Origin of the sequence: Bacillus cereus group sp. BfR-BA-01524 (assembly GCF_022662595.1) — a bacterium.
In the GTDB taxonomy this organism is placed as follows: Bacteria; Bacillota; Bacilli; order Bacillales; family Bacillaceae_G; genus Bacillus_A; species Bacillus_A thuringiensis_S.
The window spans coordinates 1-24,391 of sequence record NZ_JAKUDW010000078.1; the positions used below are offsets into that span (position 1 = coordinate 1).

Here is a 24,391-nt window from a genome sequence, read left to right on the forward strand (position 1 = left end):
GGAGTAGAAAAACCTAATTTACCAGAACAAGGACAAGGTTCTTCTAATAATCAACAACTTCCAGCTACAGGACACAATACGAATTACGTTCCATTCATCGGTTTTATGCTTCTGTTACTAGGAATACGTTTAAGATTCATGGCTAAAAATAGTTAACGGATGTATAAAAGGCATCAGAGATATACAATCTCTGATGCCTTTTAAATTAATACAGATAAAATGAAAATATCTATATGGAATGATAAATATTTTAAGCTTCAATTACGCTAAGCATTCTGTTTATAAATGCAGCTGCGTGTGCACGTTGTGATGGTCCTTTTGGTACGAATTGATTCAATTCATTACCTTTTACAATTCCATATCCATACACTCTTTGTACTTCTTCTTTAGCGTAAATTAAGTTTTGGTCTACGAATGGTAGTTCAACTTGTTTTGCAAAAATACCAGCGTGTTTTAGAGAACGATCAATCATAATAACAGCTTCTTCGCGTGTAATTGTAGTATTTGGATCAAATGTATTATCACCACGTCCGCGGATTATGCCTGCGCTTGCTGCACGATTAATACCGTCTCTTAAAGATGGGTGTACTTGTTCTAAGTCTGTGAACTTAGCATTTCCACTTGGTAATTGTAAAGCACGAGTAATTAGTGTAGCAAATTCAGCACGCGTTACAAGACGTTCTGGGAAGTACTTGCCGTTCCCTTCTCCTTGCATAATGCCTCTAGCTGCTAATTGACGAATGTCTTGTTCATACCATCCACCTGTAATGTCATCAGTTACGGGATTTTTTTGGTTTTCCTTATAGTATGTTTCAGTTCCTTTTAAGAAAGCATTCCATTGTCCGCGTTGAATCATAAACGCAGGGCAGTTTTTTCCTGACCAAAATTGGTGTTTTTGGACCTTATCTAGAGAAATATTTAAGTCGTTCATTAAATAAGCTGCCAATTTACGGGCATTTTCTACCGCTTTTTCATAGTTTCCATCTTGATTAACGGCAATTTCAATTCCGATAGATTCATAGTTTCCAGTTTTATTTCCAGCATGCCATCCAACTTCATTTACCGGAAGATGTTGATAAATTTCTTTATCATCTACTGTGAAATGCCAAGATGCGGCGCGATCAGCTGTTCCGCGCGCTTGGTTATCTAAGAATTTTGCATGATTTAGAGCATTAGCACCTTTCGCTGTATTAGCCGTTTCGTGAATCGTAATATATTTAGGTACCATCGGGTAGCCAGGGCGAATATCGTCATTTCCTTTTGGGACAATCATTTCTTTAAATGTAACGCCATAAATATTGTTTGTTTGTAGAGATTCCGGAGCTCTCAATAAACTATTTTTAGCAGTACGACTGTTTTTTAATAATGAAGCTTTTGTACCTTCAAATGTAGCAGAAGGTGCATAAATCCATTTTGCTGTTTCGTTTATTTGGACTTTAAACCAATTTCCAGCTTGTTCAGTAGGAGTAATGACTTGTGGTTGTAGTTTCCCTTCTTCTTTAAACGATTGGAACGGAAGGGCATGTATGGAAGCTTCTTCTTTTACGATTAATTTTTGGTTAGATAGTTTATGAATCTCTTGAACTTCTAAGCTATTATCATTGTTATCTATCCATCCAGCGCCAATTGACGTCGTTATGTAGTAAGCATTTCCTTTTTTCTTTGTCGCCGTTACGACTTGTTCTGTAATCTCGATATTCGATTTGTTTTTTAAATCATTCGCGGTATATAATGAATGTTTTTTTGAAGTGTATAGTAGGAATTGGCCAGTAACCTCGATATCTTCTTCATGAGTACTATGCTCATTAACATGCTCTTTAATACTTTTAAAAACTTGATCCTCCGTATATACTTCGGCGGATTTTTCAGCACTCTCTGCAAATGAATAAGTAGGTGCAAGAACAGTTTGTAATGCAAGAGAGAGAGTTAATACACTATAAAATTTCTTTTTCATATTTTTTTTAACACATTAGATTATGGAATCTAGTGTTAACATTCCTCCTTTATATATTGTATTTTCGCTATGTAACGATTTTTTGTACTAATAAATTTTAACAAGAGAAAATCATGATGTCTATATACATGAGCGATATTCATAAAAAGAATTATTTGAAAAAATGTAAGAGAAACAGGTAAAACCTTCTGTATTGACCTGTAAACGCCCTTCAAGTAAACTAAAGAGAGTTTGCAAATGAAAAGGTGATAATGTGTTAATTTCAATTAAAACGTTACAAGATGATCGTTTTTTACGTCCGCTACAAAATATTGGCGGCTTATTTTTTGAAGATAGTACGATTGGATTTGAACAAGAGGAAGCGAATCTGATCGTTGATATACACATTGAGGATAATGTGAAAGCATCCGCTCGATTAACGGATGTTAGCACAGGAAATGTGTATGAAGAAACATTCTCGAAAGATTTATCTGCTTTCACAGATGAAAAAGAGCGTATGAAGCAAGTGAAGCACGTTGTTTCTTATGTATATCTTTCTGTTCTTCAGCAGTTAACTGGACTTGAACAAAGCTGGGGTATTTTAACGGGAGTACGTCCGACGAAACTTCTTCATAAAATGCTTCAAAATGGTATGTCAAAAGAAGAAGCGCATCAAGAACTTCGTGAAAGTTATTTAATTCATGAAGAGAAAATTGAACTTCTTCAGCGTATTGTTGATTGCCAATTAGCAGTTGTTCCGGATTTATACCGTTTGAAAGAAGAAGTAAGTATTTATATAGGTATTCCGTTCTGCCCAACGAAATGTGCATACTGTACATTCCCGGCTTATGCGATTAATGGACGCCAAGGGTCTGTTGATTCGTTCTTAGGTGGTTTACATTATGAAGTTCGTGAAATTGGTAAGTTTTTAAAAGAAAAAGGTGTGAAAGTTACGACGATTTATTATGGCGGCGGTACACCTACAAGTATTACAGCAGAAGAGATGGATATGCTGTATGAAGAAATGTACGAAGCGTTCCCAGACGTGAAAAATGTACGTGAAGTAACAGTTGAGGCAGGTCGTCCAGATACGATCACGCCAGCAAAGCTAGAAGTGTTAAATAAATGGAATATTGACCGTATTAGTATTAATCCGCAGTCATACCATCAAGAGACATTAAAAGCAATTGGGCGTCATCATACTGTAGAAGAAACAATTGAGAAGTATCACTTAGCTCGTGAAATGGGAATGAACAATATTAATATGGACTTAATTATTGGTCTTCCTGGTGAAGGGCTAGATATCTTCAAGCACACGTTAGATGAAACAGAAAAGTTAATGCCAGAATCATTAACAGTTCATACGTTATCATTTAAACGTGCTTCTGAAATGACGCAAAACAAACGTAAATATAAAGTAGCAGGTCGCGAAGAAATTACAGCGATGATGCACGAAGCAGAAGAGTGGACGCAAAAGCATAATTACGTACCATATTACCTATATCGTCAAAAGAATATTTTAGGTAACTTAGAGAACGTTGGTTATGCAATGCCGACGCAAGAAAGTATTTACAACATTGTCATTATGGAAGAAGTACAATCGATTATCGGACTTGGCTGTGGTGCATCAAGTAAATTTGTTCATCCGAAGACGGGAGCAATTACGCACTTCGCGAATCCGAAAGATCCAAAATCATATAACGATGGCTTCGTAAAATATACAGAAGATAAACTGGAAATTTTAGAAGAGCTATTCGCATAAGAAGAAAGAGGTTGTTCCGAGTCGGAACAACCTCTTTTTATTCTGCAGTAACGGGGGGCGATTATATCTTGTCAGTTTTTGTCGGTAAGTCGATATATTCGGAAAATTGCTGATATAATTTCATTTACCGTCTAGCGGCACCGTATGTAAAACTATGTCGATAATAATCAGAAAAATTAGTCAAAACATTGAAGGACAATGTCTACTTATGGACGAAATGATAGATTTATGAAAGAGAAAAGGGGGAAATTGTTGGCATGTACATGACGATAGGGAGAATTTTTGATTTATCTGTTGGTAAGTATCCGAATAAAGAGGCGTTAGTGGAACCTGAAAAAAATATTCGCTGGACATATAAACAGTGGGATGCACAAATAAATAAAACGGCGCACGCTCTATTAGAAGATGGAGTAAGAAAGGGAGATACGGTATCTGTTTACTTATATAACTGCCATGAATTTGTAAACGTTTACTTAGCTTGTGCGAAAATTGGTGCAATTTTTAACCCGATTAACTTTCGCTTAAAGGCGAAAGAAGTATCTTATATTCTTCAGGACGCATCCTCGAAAGTCGTTGTCTTTGAAAAAGCAGTTGAGTCAACTGTTGCTATCATTGAACGAGATTTTCCAAATACATCTTTTTGGTCTATAGAAAACGATAAACCTTCCTATGCAAGTTCCTACCATGAAAAAGTGAATGCAGCATCTTCTGAGAAAGTAAATATCGAAATTGATGAAATGGACTTTTGTTCTATGCTTTATACGAGCGGTACGACAGGTCATCCGAAAGGCGTATTACATCGTCATCGTGAAATGGCTGAGCATAGTATGATTTGTACGTATTTCCTAAAATATAATAGAGATAGTGTTGGGCTTGTTGTTGCGCCTTTATATCACTGTGGTGAATTAAATGCCGGAATCATACCACGCATTCAAGTTGGCGGAAAGAATGTCATTTTGCATCATTTTGATACAGACACAGTATTACATACGATTCAAGAAGAAAAGATTACGACGTTCTTTGCAGCACCGACGATGTGGAATATGTTGTTGCAAAAAGATTTAACTCAGTATGGTTTAACTTCAATGAAAATCGGTATATATGGCGGAGCGGCAATGGCACCGGCGTTAGTGAAGGAATGTAAAGAACGTCTTTATATTGATCTTGTTCAAATATACGGAATGACAGAAATGGGACCAGTTGTTGCGTTTCTCGTAGAGGAGGATCAAATTACGAAAGCTGGTTCAGCAGGCACGCCATGCTTTAGCCATGAAGTTCGTATTGTGAAACCGAACGAGGAGGCACCGGCAGAACCAGATGATGTATTACCTCCTTATGAAGTGGGAGAAATTATTTTGCGCGGTCCAACTATGATGGCTGGCTATCATAATCGTGAAGAGGCGAATAAAAAATCGATGTATAAAGGATGGTATCATTCTGGTGATTTAGGATACTTCGATAAGGATGGTTATTTATTCGTTGCAGATCGCGTTGATGATATGGTAATTAGCGGTGGTGTAAATATTTACCCTCGCGAAATTGAAGATTTCCTTCATAGTCATCCCGGTATATTAGATGTGGCGGTACTTGGTGAACCAGATGAATTATGGGGAGAGCGTGTTGTGGCAGTTATTGTGAAGAAAGATGAAACAATAACTGAAGCTGATTTAGAAACGTATTGCAAAGAAAGTGACGAGTTAGCAGATTATAAACGTCCGCGTCATTATTTATTTGTAGATGAACTCCCTCGTAATGCGAGCGGGAAGTTGCAGAAGTTTGTACTGAGGGAGTCGTTGAAAGGTGCGAAAAAATAGAAAATGAAGGATGCCCCATATCTATGGGGTATCCTTCATTTTTCTGTATTAAACAGAAGAAACAATATTTTTGTTAATTCTCATTTCTTCTTGGTGAAGGTTAATTAGCGCATTTGAAATAAGGTGGAAAAACAAAATGGATGTAATGTCCAAAAAGAAAAGACACCTTAAGGTGCCTCTCTCCGACTTGAACCATTTCATTTCATACGAATCGGAATCTATCCGTATTACCATTACCCCTTTGTTATGAGTGTAAACACACACTATAAAGCAGAATCGTCTATATACACTAGATTGTTAGTTCACAAAAGACAAGAGATTTGAGATCAATATCGAAGTGACGCCACATCCCCTATAATAATTGATATGTTACGCCTTTTAAAAGAATCTGCTTTATAGAACGTGCCCATAAGTTATATTTTACTACATGTAATATTCATTTAGTGTATTTTTTAATGAATATGTATAATTACATAAACTGTATGAAAAAAAGAGAGTATACTCTAACATTTTGTAATAAAGATAAAGCCCGCTTACGGAATAGGGGGGCTTTTCTTACTTTTTATAGATATTTATTCCAATTATATTATCAGATGAATCTAAACGAATATAAACGTCAGCTGATAAAAGGTGTGCATTATATATTCGTTGTTTATATGTTGATATCTCGAAGCGTTTTCCATTTAATTCACATTCTAGAATAATCATATCGCCATGTTCTTTCCAATTTATTAATTTAGCAGTTGTATTCATATAAACCTCCTCTGAATCATTTTATGAAAATTAATAGAGATAGTGTGAGAAAGGAGTTTATATAACAAAAAAAGACACCTTAAGTGTCTTTTTTGATTACTATAAAAGTCGTTGAATAAAATAGGTTTCTATTTTTATTTGCGTGAAAAACCTTCTTCATCAAGGTATTCCGCAGCTTCTGGATAAGAGTTGAATGTACCGTCTAAGTTTACACCAGCGTACACGTTCCACATGTCATCCTCTGAAATAAGAGTAAGAATATGACCATCTTCGTTCTGCCATTCTTCTTCTTTCGCAGGTTCTACAGGTGCTACTACTTCTTCTTGTGATAGAAGGTCGATTGATTTCTCAATTACTGAACGTAACTCTTCTGCTGAAAACTCACGGATGTTAACCATACCTTTATCATCCGTTTTGTAACCTTTAATACCGCTTGCATACACAAATCCATTTCCATTTGGGTGTAAATGAAATACAACGTTCTTTTTATCTAAACGACTTTCTTCAAAGTGGAAGTTTACACGTTTTAATGATACGTTCTTTCTTTCTAGTTCTGGGAAAGATTCAATAATCGATAATTTTTCTTCAAAAGTTAGCATAGTGCCTCCAAGTATATAGTAAAAGATTTAATTTGTTCATTATAGCATAGTTGCAATTGTTTCCAAAGATAAGGGGGAAACTTTTCATTGAATACGTTTCCGTCACGAGAATGTAAAAAGTGAACTAACGAATATATCTTTTTAGGTGTACAATGGAACATGGACTTTATACAAAGGTGGTTTTTTTATGTTTCAAAAAATAGCAAAGGAATGTTTAGCGGGATTTACTGTTGCGATTGTTGCGTTGCCACTTGCGATTGCATTTGGTATTGCTGCGACAGGAACGTCTGAGGGAGCGCTTGTTGGATTGTATGGTGCGATTTTTGCAGGTTTATTCGCAGCGTTATTTGGCGGGACACCTGGGCAAGTAACGGGGCCAACTGGACCAATTACCGTTATCGCAACAGGAGTTATTGCGACGCACGGGTTAGAGGCGAGTTTTATTGCCTTTATGATGGCAGGGTTATTTCAAATTTTATTCGGTGTATGTAAGCTCGGTTCTTACGTTCGATATATTCCGTATCCTGTCGTTTCAGGATTTATGAATGGTATTGCATTAATCATTATTTTAGGCGAAATAAAGCACGTACAAAATAGTTTTCTACTTGTTGTGTTAACGATTATTGTAATGATTGTTTCTGGTAAATGGATTAAGGCGATTCCGTCTAGTTTAGTAGCACTAGTCGGTGTGACAGCTTTACTCCCTTTATTTTCTTCTCTACTCGAAGGACTTACAGTAAATTTACCGATTATCGGAAATCTTTCATTAAATAAAGTAATTGAAAAGATTGGAACCATTCCAGAAGCGATGCCTACGCTTCATATTCCATCTTTAAGTGGAACAGGAATAGCAGCACTTATTTTACCAGCGCTTAGTATTGCTTTATTAGGATCGATTGACTCGTTGTTAACATCGGTCGTAATGGATAATGTGACAGGTACACGTCATAAAAGTAATAAAGAGCTCGTTGGACAAGGTATCGGTAATATGATGAGCGGATTGTTTGGCGGATTAGCAGGTGCAGGTGCAACTGTAAGATCTATCGTGAATATAAGAAGTGGCGGTAAAACGGCACTTTCGGCGTGTATGCATAGTGTTATCTTATTTATTTTTATTATGGGGCTTGGTTCGGTCGTACAATATATTCCACTTGCTGTACTATCAGGTATTTTAATTTTAACTGGTATTGGAATGTTCGATTGGGAAAGCATGAAAAAGATGCATGTCGCTCCTAAAGGTGATGTCGTTGTTATGCTCGTAACGATGATTGTGACGGTGAAATTCGATTTAATGATTGCTGTTGCATTCGGTATTATTCTTTCGTTCATCATATATATGGTGAAATGTAAAGAACGTAAAACTTCTATCGTAAAAGAAAGAGAAGAAACGTATACGATTCAAGGACCGCTCTCTTTCTTATCAGTAGATCGTATTTTCTCTACTTTACAAGATGTGAAGTCACCGGTTGTTTTACGTATGAAAGATGTGCGTTATATGGATGTATCAGGAGCTATGGCATTATTAAATTTTGTTGAGCAATCAAATAAAGCAGGGGCAAGTGTAAAGCTTGAGCAAGTACACCCGAGTATTGAAAAAACAATCGTAGTAATAGCGAACGATGAACAGAAAGAACAATTGAAGATCTTAAGTGTTTAGATGGTAATTAGAATATCTCACAATTTTACATACATTATAATGTAGAGTTGTGGGATATTCTTATAATGTTTTTAGTAATATGTACTGCAGTGATAGAGAAGAGCTCTTTTTGAGTAACGAAAACAGTTATAATGTGTACATATAATGGAAGGAATTAGAAATTAGAGTGTGAAGAGATAGGCGTGAATTGGTTCTCTTTTCTATTTTGTAAAAAAAACCAAGTATTCAACCTATAATAAATTTGTTATGATAACCAATGGGATAAAGTGAATTCCTATCGTTTAAAACAATATGTTTGAGAGTATATGTATAAAAGAAAAGAGAAAAAATATGAATAAAACATTTGTAAAAGGAGCAGCGATTTTAACAATTACAACTTTTTTGTCGAAATTGCTTGGTAGTTTTTTTCAAATTCCATTACAAAATATTGCAGGAGATGAAGTGCTCGGTATTTTCCGTCTTGTTTTTCCTGTATATATGATTGCTCTTACATTATCGGTAGCCGGAGTTCCACTTGCAATTTCGAAATTAATTGCAGAGTTGAACGAAAAAAATAAGCAAAAGGAAATTGCGAAATTATTTAAATCAGCGTCAATTATAGGAATAGCATTTGGCGTTTTCGGCTGTTTAGTCATTGTATTATTTTCTATTGAAATTGCAAATATGCTTGGTGGACAAGAAACTAGAATGCCGTTGCTTATTACTTCATTAGCATTACTCATTGCGCCATACATGGCAGTTTATAGAGGGTATTTTCAAGGTTTCGGTGATATGAAACCAACAGGGGTATCACAGGTCATTGAGCAATTTGTACGTGTGTTTTTTATGTTAATAATTGCTTACATACTAGTATCATGGGATAAGAGTAATACTGTTATTACTAGTGGTGCGATGGTTGGCTCTTTTCTTGGAGTCATTAGTTCGCTTATATATTTGCGTATAAAATATAATAGAAGTCCATACTACAATAAAAGCAATTCCTATTCGCTCCGAGATTTAAGAGAAAACGGCAAAAAGATATTGCGGGTATCGATCCCAATCGCTATCGGAGCTTTATCAATGCCACTTTTAAATTTAGTAGACTCGCTTACAATACCGCATGTATTACAAGGATTATCAACAGAAATTCAAGAACAATTTGGAATATACAGTCGTGGTTTTGCATTCACGCAAATAATTGTTATTTTTGCAAGTGCAATTGTATTTCCGTTAATACCACTCTTAACTTCCGCATTGGCCAAAAGAGATATAAATTTGGCGAAAATAACAATTCAAAATACAAATCGACTAGCGCATGTTTTGACAGCACCGTTAACAATATGGTTGATGGCATTAACAGTACCGTTAAATGTCGGATTGTTCACAGACGTAAAAGGCAGTAGTATGTTAACAGTTATGATTGGCAGTTCGTATTTTACTGCGGTTATGGTATTATCAATAGGTGTTTTACAGGGCATTAATCGTTCTGCACAAGCTGCATGGATTGTTATTGGTGCGAGTTGTGTGAAAGTCGTGTTAAACATAATGTTCGTGCAGAAGTTTGGCATAGATGGAGCGGCGTATAGTACATTCATTACTTACGTATTGATTTGTATTGTAAATCATTTGTATATTCGAAGCTATATTGCCTATTCTATTCATTTAAAAAGCTTTTTTGGTGTGCTAGCAATAGCATGTATTTTGGGACTAGGATTGTATGAACTATTTAATGTGATAGATGTTACATCTTCAAGAATTATGACGTTATTATTCAGTGGTATAGCATTAAGTATTACAACCATTTTGTATGGTATATGTGCTTTGAAATTAAAATGGATATCAATAAACAAAATACCATTTTTGAAAAGATAAATATAGAAATTTAATTTTTTATTATAATTCATATGAGCTGATAAAGAGGAAACTATGTAGGGTATCAAGTGTTTAGGTAAGGAATGGGTACTAGTTTATGTTAGATGAAATAAACGGTTACCTAGTTTTGGAGGAGATTTAGGGTGCGTTTAGTCTTATCAGGATATTATGGTTTTTATAATGTTGGAGACGAGGCGATTCTACAATCAATTATTGAATCGTTAAGTAAAGAGAACCCGGATATAGAACTAGTAGTACTATCAAATGATTCTAAATATACAAAGGAAATGTATGGTGTAGAATCGGTAGATCGCTGGGATATAAAAGCTGTTTATCATGCGATCAAAAACAGTGATGGAGTTATTAGTGGTGGCGGGAGCCTTCTTCAAGATCAGACAAGTACGAAGAGTATTCTATATTATACGGGTATTATGGGACTCGCTCGATTATTAAAAAAGCCGTATTATATTTATTCACAAGGAATAGGTCCAATTACAAAAGGATATAATCGTCTATTAGTAAAATGGAACTTGTCAAAAGCTTCCTATGTATCAGTTCGAGATGAGGATTCGTTTTTATATTTAAAAGAACTTGGTATAAAAAACGATATTGAAATTGTTCCAGACCCTGTTTTAACATGGAAACGGACAAAACAATCGGATTGGTTGCAAAAGCATTCGATACATGGAAAAGTAATCGCGGTTAGTGTGCGTTATTGGAATGCAAAAGAAGATTATATAAAAAAATTAGCTGCGGCATTAAAAAAATTAAAGCAAGAAGGATACCAAATTTTATTTGTTCCAATGCATGAGCCATTTGATCAAAAAGCTTCGCGTGAAGTAGTAGACTTAATGGGAGAAGAGACGTATATGCTTCCATATAAAATGGATATCGACGAGAAAATATTCATTTTATCACAATGTTCATTACTAATTGGTATGCGTCTTCATGCACTTGTTTTTTCTGCTGTAGCCAAAACTCCAATGGTCGGGATTTCATACGATCCGAAAATTGATTCGTTTTTAAGTCAAGTGAATCAGCCTGTTATAGGAAGTGTGGATGGCGAATGGAGTGCTGAGTATTTATATGAAATTGCGAAAAAGCAATTAATGCAACAAGGAACTGTGCAGCAAGAGCTACAATTAACAATAGATGAGCTTCGGTTGCAAGGCAAACAGGCAACAAAGAAACTCATTGATCATATGGAAAAAGGCACTTTATTAAAAAAGTAAAGTGTCTTTTGTTTTGAATTTAATGAAAATTCTAATTAAAAAACGTTTTATTTTAATTCCTATTTATTATGCTAAAATGATTGTGATTATTATATAATCAAATTTGTGATAATAAATTCGTAGATTACGAGGAGGATAACCTTGAAGACTTTTTCAAAAGGTATAACAGCAGTGGCATTAACGGGATCATTACTTTTAACTCCTATTTCAAGTTATGCGGCAAATGATGATATTACAGGACATATGTTTGAGACGAATATGCGCTCACTTATTACTAAAGGAGTTTTAATGGGGTATGGAGACAATGTATATGCGCCTGATAAATTAGTAACAAGAGCAGAGTTTGCTACATTCATAGCAAGGGCTTTAAATTTACCGAAAGCTGATTCGAATTTCGAGGATGTGCCGAAGACTTACGGTTTATATGATGGTGTAAGTAGAGCATATGGAGCGAAAATTATTAATGGTCGTACGAACGAGACATTCTCACCAAATGATGTGATTACACGTGAAGAAATGTCGATAATGGTAAAGCGAGCGTTAGACTATAAAAATATTAAAGTAGCTGTAAGTCCGCTTACCTTTACTGATAAAGATAGTATTAACTATAAAGAGCATGTGCAAGTTATGGTGGCTACTCAAATTATTAAAGGGTATCCAGAAGATAATACATTTAGACCACATTTATCAGCTACAAGAGGGATGGCTTCAGCTATGTTGGATCGCATGCTTCAGACGATTGAAAAAAACGGAAATAGCAATCCTGTAGAAACTAAGAAATATGTTGTGACAAATGTAAGAGAAAACGGAACAGAGCAAGAAGTAGAGCGCTATAATACGTATAAAGAAGCGGTTACGGCTGCTCAAAATAAAGGTATGAATGCGGTAAAATACGAGAACGAATTTTTATGGATTAAAGATGGTTTTGCAAGTGCGAAAAGAATAACTGGGCAAAACATCATTAATATTTATGATGAGAATTTGTCAACAGTATATACGTATATTCAGTATGGAACAGAATTGAAAGTGTTAGAAGTTGGCGAAGATCGTGTGAAAGTTCAACTTTCTGGTTTGACAGGTTATGTGAAGAAGAATGAAATTACTTTAATTCCTACAAATGAAATGAAACAGTCGTCTTATTATGTGAAATCAGATGGATATTTATACCATAAATATTATACATATAATACAAGTTCACCTGGATATACAGAATTTAGATATGGTGTGGCACCTTCTTTCATGAAGCAAGGACAGCAAATGTATAGTGTAGATGGAAAGACATTCGGAGACGAAACTTTCTATCAATATTTCAATTATTTATCATTACGTTCGAAAACAGATTATACAGCTGAACAACTAGATAGTTATGTGAAATCGATTAAGCCAGACTCTCCATTAATTGGTTTAGGAAAGAAATTTAAAGAAGTAGAAAGCAAGTATAATGTAAATGCATTATTCTTATATTCATTAGCAATTCATGAAAGTTATTATGGAACAAGCGCTCTTGCAAAAGACAAAAATAATTTATTTGGTTTAAAAGCAACAGACGATAGTCCATATGGTAACGGAGAAGCATTCAATTCAAAAGAAGATTGTATTGAACATGCAGCAAAATTATACATGAATGAAGGATATTTAAATCCAGGACATTGGCGTTATACAGCAACATATACAGGTGATAAAGCTGCTGGTTTAAATGCGAAATATGCATCTGATGCGAATTGGGGTAAAAAAGTAGCGGGGCATATGAACCGTTTTGATTCTTATTTAGGTAAAAAAGAATACAACAAGTACAAACTTGCACGTGTGATGAATAACGTGGAAGTGAAAAAGAATCCTAGTATATCAAATGAGCGACTGTATCGTTTAAATACAAATGTAGTTGTTACAGTTACTGGTGAAGAAATAATAAATGGAAAAGCGTGGGTTAAAGTTATTTCAGATAATCCTACTGTAACAGAAGCGTATATTGCAAAAGAAAGCTTAGAGTACGTAAAACATTAATTAAATAAAAAAGAAGGTGCTACTAATATTTCGTAGCACCTTCTTTTTTATCCCGCATTAACGGGCAGTAATCCCCCACCTCAAAATTCAGTGGAAGCAAGGAAGTTAGGTGGGGGATGAACTGCCCGTAAAAGCCCGATTGGTTCAACTAATAATCAGTGGGGGATGAACAAAACCCCCACTGATTAAAGTTTCACTTTATTCAATTTCAAAATCAACAATGATATAAGCGAGTATAACAACGAAGAAAATACTAACGGCTGGCGCTGTTAATACGTGGCCAGACATAAAGCCAATGCCAAGTGATAGAATGAGTGTGCTCGCTAATAGCATATACTTTACGGTCATGGTTTTCTTAAAGTTTGTGATCATGCGGATGAATAATTTAATACCGAAGTATAGAAGTGGTATTAAGTAAATAAGGAAACCGACAATTCCAAAGGCGAAAAATAGGTCATGGAAGTCCATTTCAATTAATTTAATTTTATCTGTGTAGTTACCAGCGTAACCCATTCCGAATAGTTTTTGTGAAAGCGGTGCGTCTTTATAGTACTGTTTGTATGTTTTTAAGAATTTGTCGCGATCACTGTAAATCAAACTTTTCACTTCAGAATCTGTAAGTTCACCTTTTGCATGTTTTTTTGCATCTTCTGGATCTTCTTTAATTACTTTTCCTTCTTTTCGATCTTTTTCTTCTTGTACTGATTTTTTATATTCGTATATTTGCATGTGAATGCCCATATTTTTTGCGATAGGAGTATGCGGTGTAAGAACAATTAAACCTCCTAGTATAACTGTGGCAACAACGGTATTTACAATATGTGTGAATCCTTTTCCTTCTTTTTTACGATTTATCATATATTCAATGAATGAGAAGAAAAGTGCTACGCCTAATGTAATAACAATTGCGCCATATCCGACTTTCGTTCCGACCATAATACTTGCATACATCGCAAGTATTGTTGGAATCCAGTAATATATTTTCGAGAAAGAAGTTGTTTTATGAATCGAATATAAGACAATGATTGGGAACATAATGGCGAAAAGAGAACTTAAATCATTTCCAGCGAAGAACCAACCTCTTGAACCGATTTTTGAGTGAGGATAGCTTGGGAAATCCGTTCCAGTTTGCATTGCGACAATCATAGTGATACTTAAAATTAAAGTTGCATATAAGAAATATGTAATGATTTTATGAAATACATACTCTTTATTTTTTAGCTCTTTAAAGGCGATAATATATCCAAACAGTAGCACAATTGGATATACGCTCTTTAAAATGAATTTAACTTCTTCTCCAAATGAAACTGGCGATTTAACCATCATATTATTTACAAGACCGATTGCGAGTGCGATTCCGAGTAAACATAAATAGAGGATGTACTTTTTCGCATCTTGTTGTTTGTGATGAAGAAGTAGGTATCCTAATGCAAGAAGCATAAAGGCGAAACGGACTACAACTCCAACTGTTGCGCTCATGTGTAATATATAGATTGAAAAAGATGTTAATAAATCTAAAATTGGTTGAAACACAATGAATAGCAATAGGAAATGTGGGAAGTAGTTATCCGTTTGTTTCAACTTATTAACCATATGTTCCTCCAGTTCTTCATTCCTTTATTACAACACCCAAAAGATGGGTATAAAGCCTTTTTTACATAGTAAGGCGAATGAATTTCAATATTTGTTTTTTATCCCGCTATTTGCCGGGCAGTAAGCCCCCACCTCAAAATACAGCGGAAGCAAAGAAGTTAGGTGGGGATCGGGCTGCCCGTAAAAGCCCGATTGGTGAGGACTAATAATCAGTGGGGGATGAACATCCCCCCACTGATTAAAGTCTCACTTTATCAAACTTAAGAATACACCATTTCATTGTAATGGTAAATAGATGAAAAGCATGGATAAACCGACTTTAATTTCTATATTTTTCAACGGAATTGTATGTTTTATACGATATATGTACAAATTGCGAGATTATTAGACAGAAAATTAAGAAAAAAGAAGGATTTTTCAATGCTTTTCTATAATTATATAAGTATAATCTTTATGGAGAAAAGAGGGGTATATATAATGGAAATAACAAGTAAAACAGAATCTGTCGTTGTGAAATATGAAGGTAACGTTGCAACGGTTATGGTCAATCGCCCAGAGGTGTTAAATGCGTTAGATGAGCCGACATTAAAAGAGTTATTACAAAAGTTGAAAGAAGTAGCGGAAAGTTCTGCGCATATTGTTGTGTTATGCGGGAACGGCCGTGGTTTTTCTGCGGGTGGGGATATTAAATCGATGCTTTCAAGTAATGATGAAAGTAAGTTTGATGGCATTATGAATACCATTTCTGAAGTTGTCGTGACATTATATACGATGCCAAAGCTTGTTATTAGTGCAATTCATGGACCAACTGCAGGTCTTGGGTTAAGTATTGCGTTAACAGCTGATTATGTAATGGCGGATATATCATCTGTTATTGCGATGAACTTTATTGGAATCGCTTTAATTCCAGATGGAGGCGGTCATTTCTTCCTTCAAAAGCGCGTCGGTGAAAATATGACGAAGCAAATTATTTGGGAAGGCAAGAAATTATCGGCGAGCGAAGCGCTTGATATCGGCTTAATTGATGAAGTAATCGGCGAAGATTTCCAAACGGCTGTGAAGCAAAAAATTAGTGAATGGTCACAAAAACCGATTAAAGCAATGATTCAAACGAAGCAAATTTTATGTGAAGTAAATCGCTCTAATTTAGAGCAAACATTGCAATTAGAAAAGCGTGGTCAATATGCAATGAGACAAACAGCGGATCATAAAGAAGGAATTGCTGCGTTTTTAGAGAAACGTTTACCAGCATTTAAAGGGGAATAAAGTTTGTCCATTACTCACTGATTATTAGCTCGTTAATTCGGGATAAAGGGGAGAAAGTGCTAACACATTTTAGTATAATTGTGTTAGCACTTTTTTTTAGGAGTAATACATGAAGAAAATGATCGGTATTATGACTATTATTATGCTTACATATTATGCTTTGCATAGTACACCATCTTTGGCAGTTCGGACTGCGTTATTTTTTGAGGGACATCCAAGTGTTGCGTTTTCTGACGGGGTGACGAAAGAAAAAGACGTGAAAAAAGAAGCGATTCCAGATGAGCACCAAACCTTATACGGTAATGAAGAAGACTCGGAGCACTATTTCTTTCCGCATGTAAGAGCACACGGATCAGGAATTGATATGATTAGTGCATGTGTGAAGAAGGAATGGTTTTTCTATAAAGCAGAGCTCGGGTGTTATTAAATATAGGAGGATGAATGATGTCAGCATATAACAAGTTAGTAAGAGATCGTGTTCCAGAGAAGATTTTAATGTCTGGAAAAACGTATACAGCACAAAAATTAACAGGTCAAGCATACATACAGGCTTTAGCGAAAATTGGAACGGAAGAAATTCGTGAATTTGCTTCTATGAAAGAACGCGAACATGCGCTAGATTCTCTTGCGGATGCACTAGAAGTAATCATTTCATTAGCACGTGCAGAAGGTGCATCGATTGAAGATGTAGAACGCCTTCGTAAGAAAAAAGAAGTAGAGCGCGGTGGATTTGAAAGAGGGATTTATTTATTAGATGTTTCAGAAGAATAGTTTTATAGGAAAAGCATAGCGTTACTCATTAACGCTATGCTTTTTTGTTGCAATGAAGCTAATAATGAAGAAGATAGCTGTTAATATCCAGCCGATTGTAATAGAAGTAGTAGTATGAATGGCATAAGAGATTTGTAAACAAAATAATGATGCTAAAAACCAAATGAGTGCAATGTGTATATATTTCTTTGATATATTCATATTTCAGGACTCCTTTTGTATACTAAAAAGAATTTTACTACAATTTAGAAAATTAAGCCATATAAGTAGAGGTTTTCTGGCGAATTTTGTATACTGAATAGTAGAGAAAATGAGGAGGAAACGACAATGGCACATCATACGAAAGAAACGATGGAACTGATTAAGGAGCTTGTCTCTATTCCGAGTCCATCTGGAAATACAGCAAAAATTATTAATTTCATTGAAAACTATGTAAGTGAGTGGAACGTAGAAACGAAACGTAATAATAAGGGTGCTCTTATTTTAACGGTAAAAGGGAAGAATGATGCGCAGCACCGCTTATTAACGGCACACGTTGATACGTTAGGTGCGATGGTGAAAGAAATTAAGCCTGACGGTCGCCTGAGTCTTTCTATGATTGGTGGATTTCGCTGGAACTCTGTAGAAGGAGAATATTGCGAAATTGAAACATCAAGTGGCAAGACGTATACAGGAACGATTTTAATGCATCAAACATCTGTACATGTATATAAAGATGCAGGTGAAGCAAAACGCGATGAGAAAAATATTGAAGTTCGTATTGATGAGCGCGTATTTTCAGCTGATGAAGTACGCGAATTAGGAATTGAAGTAGGAGACTTCGTGTCATTTGATCCGCGCGTTCAAATTACAGAGAGTGGATACATAAAATCACGTCATTTAGATGACAAAGTAAGTGTTGCGATTTTATTAAAATTAATTAAAAGATTACAAGATGAAAACGTAACATTACCATATACGACGCATTTCTTAATTTCTAATAATGAAGAGATTGGATACGGTGGTAATTCTAATATTCCAGACGAAACTGTTGAATATTTAGCGGTTGATATGGGAGCGTTAGGTGATGGACAAGCATCTGATGAATATACAGTATCTATTTGTGCAAAAGACTCTAGCGGCCCGTATCATTACGCTTTACGTAAACATTTAGTAGAGCTTGCGAAAACGAATCATATTGAATATAAAGTAGATATTTATCCGTACTACGGATCTGATGCATCAGCTGCGATTCGCGCGGGATTTGATGTGAAACATGCGTTAATTGGAGCGGGTATTGATTCTTCTCACGCATTTGAACGTACACATGAAAGTTCTATTGCGCATACAGAAGCATTAGTGTATGCATATGTAATGTCTAATTTAATTGAAGAATAATTTCATAGATAATAGAGAGCTGATTAAAAATATTATTTTTAATCAGCTTTTTATTTGGCGAAGCGATTAGGAGACATGTCCTAATCGTTTTTTTATCCCGCTATTTGTGGGCTGATTAAAGTTTTGTTTTATATACATTCATTATAAGTTATATATATGCGATTTTTGTTATAAGGCCGGAAACGTGTTTACTATAGATATATAATGTTATACACTATGAAAGGAATTAATTAATAGTTAATATTTTTTATTTAGCTTGATTAAAAAGATTGCATGAATATGAAGTTTTGAGAGGAGATTTATTTTTCATGAAGTACAAAGCAATAGCCGCAGGTTTATTAGCAGCAAATTTACTAGCACATCCAATTAGTAGTTTAGCAGAAACGAAGAAATTTCCTGATGTTTCAGATAGTGCGTGGTCGAAAGACGCAATTTATTATTTAGTAGAGAGAAATGTAATTAACGGTATGCCAGATGGTAACTTTATGCCATACGGAAATTTAACACGTGCCCAGGCAGCAAAGATTATCGCAACAGCAATTGGTGCTAAAGTAGATCCTAATGCAAAGCCGTCTTATAATGATGCAAAAAATAGTTGGGCAGCTTCATTTATTGCAGCCATGGAAAAAGAGAATATTATTAAAGGGCGAGAACCAGGAGTATTTGATCCTGAAGGAAAAGTAACTCGTGCTGAAATGGCAGCTATGCTTGTAAGAGCATATAATCTGAAGAGCAAAGTAACAGGACCAGTGCCTACAAAATTCGCTGATTTAGAGAATCATTGGGGTAAAGAAGAAGTTAATATTTTAGTAGAATTAAAACTTTCTTTAGGTACAGAGAATGGCTGGAAACCGAATGATTCTATTACGCGTGAACAAGCAGCTCAGCTTACTGCGCAAACAGATAAATTTAGCAAAAATAGTGATCGTCCAGTAGAAACAAAGAAAATGTACATAGATAGAAAATTCATTACATATCACGCACCATCATTAAGTTCTGGAATTAGTGCAAATCAGCATAATCCACAAATGGTTGAAATTAAAGAAGAACGAGATGGATGGATCAAAATTGCAACAAGTAACGGTGATAAATGGACACCTTTAGTAGAGAAAACAGAGGTTATTAATGAAGGATTCACTACTTATGCAGAAGCTTCTTCTTCTTCAAAAGTAATGGGAACACATAACGCACAGCAAGTAACTGTTATTGAAGAGAACGGCAGCTGGATTCGTATCCGCATGGGCGCTGGTTTCCAATGGGTTAATAAAAATCAATTAAATCCAGTGAAGCAAGATAACTTCTTAGAAGGAAAAGCGATTATCATTGATCCAGGTCATGGTGGAGTTGATTCAGGTAATCCAGGTTATTATGAGAAAGAAAGTGAAACTGTATTAGATGTATCATTGCGATTACAGAAAATATTTGAGAAAAAGACACCATTTACCGTGTTATTCACTCGTACAGATGATACACGTCCAGGAACAAGTGCTTCTGATTCTTTAAAGAAACGTGTAGAATTTGCTCAAAAAAATAATGGGGATATTTTTGTAAGTATTCATGGTAATGGCACGGAAGAGAAAAATGGACAAGGTACAGAAACGTTCTACTATGAATCAGCGACAGCAAGAGGAACAAATCCTAACGTATCAGAAAGTCGTTTACTAGCAGAAAAAATTCAAGAGCGTCTTGTAGATGCACTGGGAACAAAAGATCGTGGTGTGAAAAAAGGCGATTTATACGTAATTAGAGAAAATACAATGCCAGCTGTATTAGCAGAATTAGCATTTGTAGATAATAAAAGTGATGCAGATAAAATAGCTACACCAGCGCAGAGACAAAATGCAGCGGAAGCTATTTATCAAGGTATTTTAGATTACTATGAAGAAATGGGTAACAACGTGTCTTCTTTCCGTTAATAAATAATAAGAGATTGCCATTGGCAGTCTCTTTTATTTATTAACGTTTCTCTTTATTTCCGGCATATGATATCATTTAATTTTATATACAAAAGAAAAGTATTTGAGTAATTGTAATCATAACAATTTTAAACGATAGAGGATGATAATAGATTGAATAATCATAGTAAAACACCTGCCTGTATATATACGTATGCATTTCGTGAGGAGGAGCGTGCTTTATGTTACTTGGAAATGCGCTCGTTCTTTGGAATGGAGTCCCACGTTAATATTTTAAAAAGTGATGTCAAAATTGACCCGAGTAGAAGTGCATTTATTAAAGAGCGCGTTGAGGTTATGTATGAAGGGGACGACTTAGAAAGTATTTTAAAACAAGTGGAACAAATTGATTTGGCGGGAGCGTCGTTTAAAGTTATCTTCGTTAAAATCAATGACCTCGTTGGGGAGAATAAAATTGAATATGGAGAAAGACGTCTTATTGAACGAGACCTTGGCATGCATATTGAAGGAGAAGCGGATGTTCGTAATCCAGAGCGTGTATTCGGGATTGTTCCTCTTGGAGGACGCTGGTACTTCGGGCACTATGTAGAAAGCGAACCAGTTTGGTATCATCACATAAAAAAACCGCATAGTTATTCGACATCACTTAGCACACGTGTTGCGAGATCAGTTGCAAATATCGCTGTACCAAATCCAGAGGGAGTACGAGCAATTGACCCGTGCTGCGGTATTGGAACAGTAGTAGTAGAAGCACTTTCTATGGGGATTAACATCGTTGGTAGAGATATAAATCCACTTGTAGTTCTTGGAACGAGAAAAAACATCGCACATTTCGGATTTGAAGGAACAGTAACAAAAGGTCCAATTGAGGAAATTACTGAGAACTATGACGTTGCCATTATCGATATGCCGTACGACTTATTTACGCATGCCACACCAGAAGACCAGCTCTCCATTCTTTCAAGTGCGCGCCGCATCGCTAAAAAGGTAGTCGTTGTCACGATGGAAACAATGGACGACATGATCCATGAAGCAGGATTTGAAATTACAGATCGCTGTATTACAAGAAAAGGATCATTTACTAGACAAATTCTTGTTTGTGAATAAGAAAGGAAGGTCACCCGTTTGGGTGACCTTTTTAGTGTAGTTTGATGTGTGATTGATTGGTGGTGTAGATAGATGAATTAGCGGAATTTGTCGGTAAGTCGATATTCCATGGCGAATCGCTGATAAATTTAAAAAATCGCCGATATATTCCGAGAATCGTCGATATCGTTACATTAGAATATTACTGTTCTTTTAATTTTTCTTGTTGTGCGATTAATAAATTGCGTAATATGTGTCCGCGGTAACTTTCTAGTTTTCGACCTTCATGATAGCGTACGCCTAATTTTTTTAGTTCAGCTACGTACCAGCCCTTTGTTCCGTAATACATAGGATCACTTCCTTTTTGCTTTTGAACAGTATATGTTGGGGGGCGAAGTAACTTTACATTGAAAATAATAATGGTAAAAGGAATCCTACATGTGTGTACGAGAGGAATTGCAAAGTTATCGAGGTGTTTTATAACGTAACATCCAAGCCGTGTATAAAAAAGTAGACAGTTGTATATGAATTTGTTGAAAAAAGAATACACATTACTGAGGGGATTTGAAAAAAGTAATGCTATACGATTTGGCATGATACTTGCGTTGGAAATAGTATCAACGTATAGGGGAGAGATAGAAATGAAGGTTAGTAAAATATATACAACGATTGATGCACACGTAGCTGGGGAGCCGCTTCGAATTATTACGGGCGGAGTGCCAGAAATAAAAGGGGAAACGCAGCTGGAAAGACGTACATACTGTATGGAACATTTGGATTACCTTCGTGAAGTTCTTATGTATGAGCCGAGAGGACATCACGGAATGTACGGTTGTATCATTACACCGCCTGCAAGTGCTCACGCTGATTTTGGTGTTTTATTTATGCACAATGAAGGTTGGAGTACGATGTGTGGTCACGGTATTATCGCTGTTATTACAGTTGGAATTGAAACAGGCATGTTTGAAGTAAAGGGTGAAAAACAAAAGTTCATTATTGATAGCCCTGCTGGGGAAGTTGTTGCGTATGCAAAATATAACGGGAGTGAAGTAGAATCTGTATCATTTGAAAATGTTCCTTCATTTGTATACAAAAAAGACGTTCCTATTAAAATAGATAACTATGAATTTCAAGTAGATATTGCGTTTGGCGGAGCATTTTACGCTGTTGTAGATTGTAAAGAATTTGGTTTGAAAGTTGATTTCAAAGATTTATCTGCTATTCAAAAGTGGGGTGGTAAAATTAAACATTATATAGAGAGCAAAATGGAAGTGAAACATCCACTTGAAGAAGATTTGAAAGGAATATACGGCGTTATTTTTTCGGATGAACCGAAAGGAAAAGGCGCTACGCTACGAAATGTAACAATTTTTGCTGATGGGCAAGTAGATCGTTCTCCTTGCGGTACAGGAACTTCCGCAAGAATTGCAACTCTTTTTGAAAAAGATGCTTTACAAAAGGGAGAAATTTTCGTCCATGAATGCATTACTGACGGGAAATTCGAGGGGGAAGTATTGTCGGTAACCGCAGTAGATACATATGAAGCTGTCGTTCCAAAAGTAACGGGGAATGCCTTTATTACAGGATTTCATCAGTTCGTTGTAGACCCGAGAGATGATTTGAACCGGGGATTTTTGTTAGGATAAAGTGAAACTTTAATCAGTGGAGGGGTTCCCCACTGATTATTAGTTGAACCAATCGGGTTTTTACGGGCAGTTGATCTCCCGTGTAACTTCTTTGTCCAACCGAATTTTTAGATGGGAGTCTTACTGCCCGTTAATACGGGATAGGAGGAGGGGGTGGAAAGATATGCTAGTCATAAGCGCGAACGAACAAAGGAACTTAGTAAATATAAATGAAGTTATTGAATACGCGGCGCTTGCTTTAAAAGAATTTTCCGCAGAAAGAACGATTACACCAATAAGAGGTTCGTTACCATTTGCGAATGAGCAAAATACGGCATTAATTATGCCTTCAGTAGCGGAAGGGCTTGAGGCACTTGGAGTAAAAATAGTAACGGTAGTCCCGCAAAATAAACAGATAGGAAAGAAAACGATCAACGGGATTGTGATGCTATCAGACTTTCAAACGGGAGAACCGCTCGCACTTTTAGAAGGATCGTACTTAACGATGATCCGAACAGGCGCCTTATCAGGAGTAGCGACAAAATATTTAGCTCGTCATAACGCAAAAACTTTATGCATTATCGGAACGGGTGAACAAGCGAAGGGAATTGCCGAAGCGATATTTGCGGTTAGAGATATCGAAAAAGTCATTTTATACAATCGAACAGAAGAAAAAGCGTATGCATTTGCGCAATATGTACAAGAGAAATTAGGTAAACCTACTTACGTTTACAGGGATCCAAATGAAGCAATACGTGAAGCAGACATCATCGTCACAACTACGAACGCATCCACACCAGTCTTCTCAGAAAAACTACAAAAAGGTGTACACGTAAACGCCGTCGGCTCATTCAGACCGAGCATGCAAGAACTACCCTCGCACGCCATCACAAGCGCAAACAAAGTAGTAGTCGAATCAAAAGAAGCAGCACTAGACGAAACAGGAGACCTTCAAGTTCCGATAAAAGAAGGTCTATTCAAAGCAAACGCCATTCACGCTGAACTTGGTCAAATTATAAGCGGAGAAAAAGCTGGACGCGAAAATGATGAAGAAATTACTGTTTTTAAATCAGTTGGTTTAGCGGTAGTGGATATTATCGTTGCGAAGTATTTGTATGAGAGAGCGGTGGAGCGCGGAGTAGGGAATAAGAT

General features: G+C 35.9%; 21 protein-coding genes. 15 read left to right on the forward strand and 6 right to left on the reverse strand.

Annotation, left to right across the window (positions count from 1 at the left end; genetic code table 11):
• A partial coding sequence (locus tag MR170_RS22655) for an LPXTG cell wall anchor domain-containing protein (RefSeq protein ID WP_242309426.1) occupies window positions 1-156 on the forward strand: 156 nt, incomplete at its 5' end.
• 94 nt (window positions 157-250) lie between these two features.
• Here MR170_RS22655 and MR170_RS22660 read toward each other — a convergent pair.
• Window positions 251-1,954 (reverse strand): S-layer homology domain-containing protein, encoded by a 1,704-nt coding sequence (locus MR170_RS22660; protein WP_242309407.1) that lies wholly within the window; start codon window positions 1,952-1,954, stop codon window positions 251-253.
• Between the two features lie 253 nt (window positions 1,955-2,207).
• On the opposite strand from MR170_RS22660, the gene MR170_RS22665 reads away from it, so the two are divergent.
• Window positions 2,208-3,695: a coproporphyrinogen III oxidase gene (locus MR170_RS22665; RefSeq protein ID WP_242309409.1), complete on the forward strand. Its 1,488-nt coding sequence runs from the start codon at window positions 2,208-2,210 to the stop codon at window positions 3,693-3,695.
• Between the two features lie 257 nt (window positions 3,696-3,952).
• Entirely contained in the window at window positions 3,953-5,509 is a 1,557-nt protein-coding gene (locus MR170_RS22670) for a fatty acid--CoA ligase (RefSeq protein ID WP_242309411.1), read from the forward strand.
• 555 nt (window positions 5,510-6,064) lie between these two features.
• Here the strand turns inward: MR170_RS22670 and MR170_RS22675 are convergent.
• The gene (locus MR170_RS22675) at window positions 6,065-6,262 is read right to left on the reverse strand and encodes a hypothetical protein (RefSeq protein WP_001098258.1); all 198 of its coding nucleotides are present in this window, start codon (window positions 6,260-6,262) and stop codon (window positions 6,065-6,067) included.
• A gap of 134 nt (window positions 6,263-6,396) precedes the next feature.
• Window positions 6,397-6,861 (reverse strand): hypothetical protein, encoded by a 465-nt coding sequence (locus MR170_RS22680; protein WP_000954998.1) that lies wholly within the window; start codon window positions 6,859-6,861, stop codon window positions 6,397-6,399.
• A 187-nt stretch (window positions 6,862-7,048) separates the two neighbouring features.
• Here MR170_RS22680 and MR170_RS22685 point away from each other — a divergent pair, with 187 nt between their 5' ends.
• The 4 genes from MR170_RS22685 (at window position 7,049) to MR170_RS22700 (ending at window position 13,605) form a co-directional block, all read left to right on the forward strand.
• The gene (locus MR170_RS22685) at window positions 7,049-8,518 is read left to right on the forward strand and encodes a SulP family inorganic anion transporter (RefSeq protein WP_242309412.1); all 1,470 of its coding nucleotides are present in this window, start codon (window positions 7,049-7,051) and stop codon (window positions 8,516-8,518) included.
• Between the two features lie 330 nt (window positions 8,519-8,848).
• Window positions 8,849-10,369, forward strand: coding sequence for a putative polysaccharide biosynthesis protein (locus MR170_RS22690; RefSeq protein WP_242309414.1), 1,521 nt, complete (start codon window positions 8,849-8,851; stop codon window positions 10,367-10,369).
• Window positions 10,370-10,512: 143 nt separating this feature from the next.
• On the forward strand, window positions 10,513-11,601 hold the full coding sequence (gene csaB, locus MR170_RS22695) for a polysaccharide pyruvyl transferase CsaB (protein ID WP_001241591.1): 1,089 nt from the start codon (window positions 10,513-10,515) through the stop codon (window positions 11,599-11,601).
• 141 nt (window positions 11,602-11,742) lie between these two features.
• A complete protein-coding gene (locus MR170_RS22700; RefSeq protein ID WP_000847506.1) occupies window positions 11,743-13,605 on the forward strand; it encodes an S-layer homology domain-containing protein in 1,863 nt (620 codons plus the stop codon).
• Between the two features lie 198 nt (window positions 13,606-13,803).
• On the opposite strand, the gene MR170_RS22705 is transcribed toward MR170_RS22700, so the two are convergent.
• On the reverse strand, window positions 13,804-15,198 hold the full coding sequence (locus MR170_RS22705) for an O-antigen ligase family protein (protein WP_242309416.1): 1,395 nt from the start codon (window positions 15,196-15,198) through the stop codon (window positions 13,804-13,806).
• A 453-nt stretch (window positions 15,199-15,651) separates the two neighbouring features.
• Here MR170_RS22705 and MR170_RS22710 point away from each other — a divergent pair, with 453 nt between their 5' ends.
• From MR170_RS22710 to MR170_RS22720, 3 genes are all read left to right on the forward strand, one after another.
• Window positions 15,652-16,464, forward strand: a complete 813-nt coding sequence (locus tag MR170_RS22710; RefSeq protein WP_141553267.1) for an enoyl-CoA hydratase — start codon at window positions 15,652-15,654, stop codon at window positions 16,462-16,464.
• A gap of 109 nt (window positions 16,465-16,573) precedes the next feature.
• Window positions 16,574-16,891, forward strand: coding sequence for a hypothetical protein (locus tag MR170_RS22715; RefSeq protein WP_242309418.1), 318 nt, complete (start codon window positions 16,574-16,576; stop codon window positions 16,889-16,891).
• A gap of 17 nt (window positions 16,892-16,908) precedes the next feature.
• Complete coding sequence (locus MR170_RS22720; protein WP_001277348.1) at window positions 16,909-17,235, forward strand: nucleoside triphosphate pyrophosphohydrolase; 327 nt, start codon at window positions 16,909-16,911, stop codon at window positions 17,233-17,235.
• A gap of 21 nt (window positions 17,236-17,256) precedes the next feature.
• Here MR170_RS22720 and MR170_RS22725 read toward each other — a convergent pair whose 3' ends face one another.
• Complete coding sequence (locus tag MR170_RS22725) at window positions 17,257-17,436, reverse strand: hypothetical protein (RefSeq protein ID WP_016082691.1); 180 nt, start codon at window positions 17,434-17,436, stop codon at window positions 17,257-17,259.
• A gap of 126 nt (window positions 17,437-17,562) precedes the next feature.
• Here MR170_RS22725 and MR170_RS22730 point away from each other — a divergent pair, with 126 nt between their 5' ends.
• From MR170_RS22730 to MR170_RS22740, 3 genes are all read left to right on the forward strand, one after another.
• Window positions 17,563-18,612, forward strand: a complete 1,050-nt coding sequence (locus tag MR170_RS22730) for a M42 family metallopeptidase (RefSeq protein ID WP_029441720.1) — start codon at window positions 17,563-17,565, stop codon at window positions 18,610-18,612.
• Window positions 18,613-18,920: 308 nt separating this feature from the next.
• Window positions 18,921-20,528, forward strand: a complete 1,608-nt coding sequence (locus MR170_RS22735) for an N-acetylmuramoyl-L-alanine amidase (RefSeq protein ID WP_242309420.1) — start codon at window positions 18,921-18,923, stop codon at window positions 20,526-20,528.
• Between the two features lie 153 nt (window positions 20,529-20,681).
• Complete coding sequence (locus tag MR170_RS22740; protein ID WP_001059312.1) at window positions 20,682-21,635, forward strand: TRM11 family SAM-dependent methyltransferase; 954 nt, start codon at window positions 20,682-20,684, stop codon at window positions 21,633-21,635.
• Window positions 21,636-21,816: 181 nt separating this feature from the next.
• Here MR170_RS22740 and MR170_RS22745 read toward each other — a convergent pair whose 3' ends face one another.
• Entirely contained in the window at window positions 21,817-22,047 is a 231-nt protein-coding gene (locus MR170_RS22745) for a YflJ family protein (protein ID WP_100910561.1), read from the reverse strand.
• Between the two features lie 208 nt (window positions 22,048-22,255).
• Here MR170_RS22745 and MR170_RS22750 point away from each other — a divergent pair, with 208 nt between their 5' ends.
• Entirely contained in the window at window positions 22,256-23,260 is a 1,005-nt protein-coding gene (locus tag MR170_RS22750; RefSeq protein ID WP_242309422.1) for a proline racemase family protein, read from the forward strand.
• Between the two features lie 163 nt (window positions 23,261-23,423).
• A partial coding sequence (locus MR170_RS22755; protein WP_242309424.1) for an ornithine cyclodeaminase family protein occupies window positions 23,424-24,391 on the forward strand: 968 nt, incomplete at its 3' end.

What these genes read in the sequence shown, in the direction of transcription:
- MR170_RS22660 (WP_242309407.1), bottom strand. Translation starts at nt 1,954, where the DNA reads ATGAAAAAGAAATTTTATAGTGTATTAACTCTCTCTCTTGCATTACAA.
- MR170_RS22670 (WP_242309411.1), top strand. Translation starts at nt 3,953, where the DNA reads ATGTACATGACGATAGGGAGAATTTTTGATTTATCTGTTGGTAAGTAT.
- MR170_RS22675 (WP_001098258.1), bottom strand. Translation starts at nt 6,262, where the DNA reads ATGAATACAACTGCTAAATTAATAAATTGGAAAGAACATGGCGATATG.
- MR170_RS22680 (WP_000954998.1), bottom strand. Translation starts at nt 6,861, where the DNA reads ATGCTAACTTTTGAAGAAAAATTATCGATTATTGAATCTTTCCCAGAA.
- MR170_RS22685 (WP_242309412.1), top strand. Translation starts at nt 7,049, where the DNA reads ATGTTTCAAAAAATAGCAAAGGAATGTTTAGCGGGATTTACTGTTGCG.
- MR170_RS22690 (WP_242309414.1), top strand. Translation starts at nt 8,849, where the DNA reads ATGAATAAAACATTTGTAAAAGGAGCAGCGATTTTAACAATTACAACT.
- MR170_RS22705 (WP_242309416.1), bottom strand. Translation starts at nt 15,198, where the DNA reads ATGGTTAATAAGTTGAAACAAACGGATAACTACTTCCCACATTTCCTA.
- MR170_RS22710 (WP_141553267.1), top strand. Translation starts at nt 15,652, where the DNA reads ATGGAGAAAAGAGGGGTATATATAATGGAAATAACAAGTAAAACAGAA.
- MR170_RS22715 (WP_242309418.1), top strand. Translation starts at nt 16,574, where the DNA reads ATGAAGAAAATGATCGGTATTATGACTATTATTATGCTTACATATTAT.
- MR170_RS22720 (WP_001277348.1), top strand. Translation starts at nt 16,909, where the DNA reads ATGTCAGCATATAACAAGTTAGTAAGAGATCGTGTTCCAGAGAAGATT.
- MR170_RS22725 (WP_016082691.1), bottom strand. Translation starts at nt 17,436, where the DNA reads ATGAATATATCAAAGAAATATATACACATTGCACTCATTTGGTTTTTA.
- MR170_RS22730 (WP_029441720.1), top strand. Translation starts at nt 17,563, where the DNA reads ATGGCACATCATACGAAAGAAACGATGGAACTGATTAAGGAGCTTGTC.
- MR170_RS22735 (WP_242309420.1), top strand. Translation starts at nt 18,921, where the DNA reads ATGAAGTACAAAGCAATAGCCGCAGGTTTATTAGCAGCAAATTTACTA.
- MR170_RS22750 (WP_242309422.1), top strand. Translation starts at nt 22,256, where the DNA reads ATGAAGGTTAGTAAAATATATACAACGATTGATGCACACGTAGCTGGG.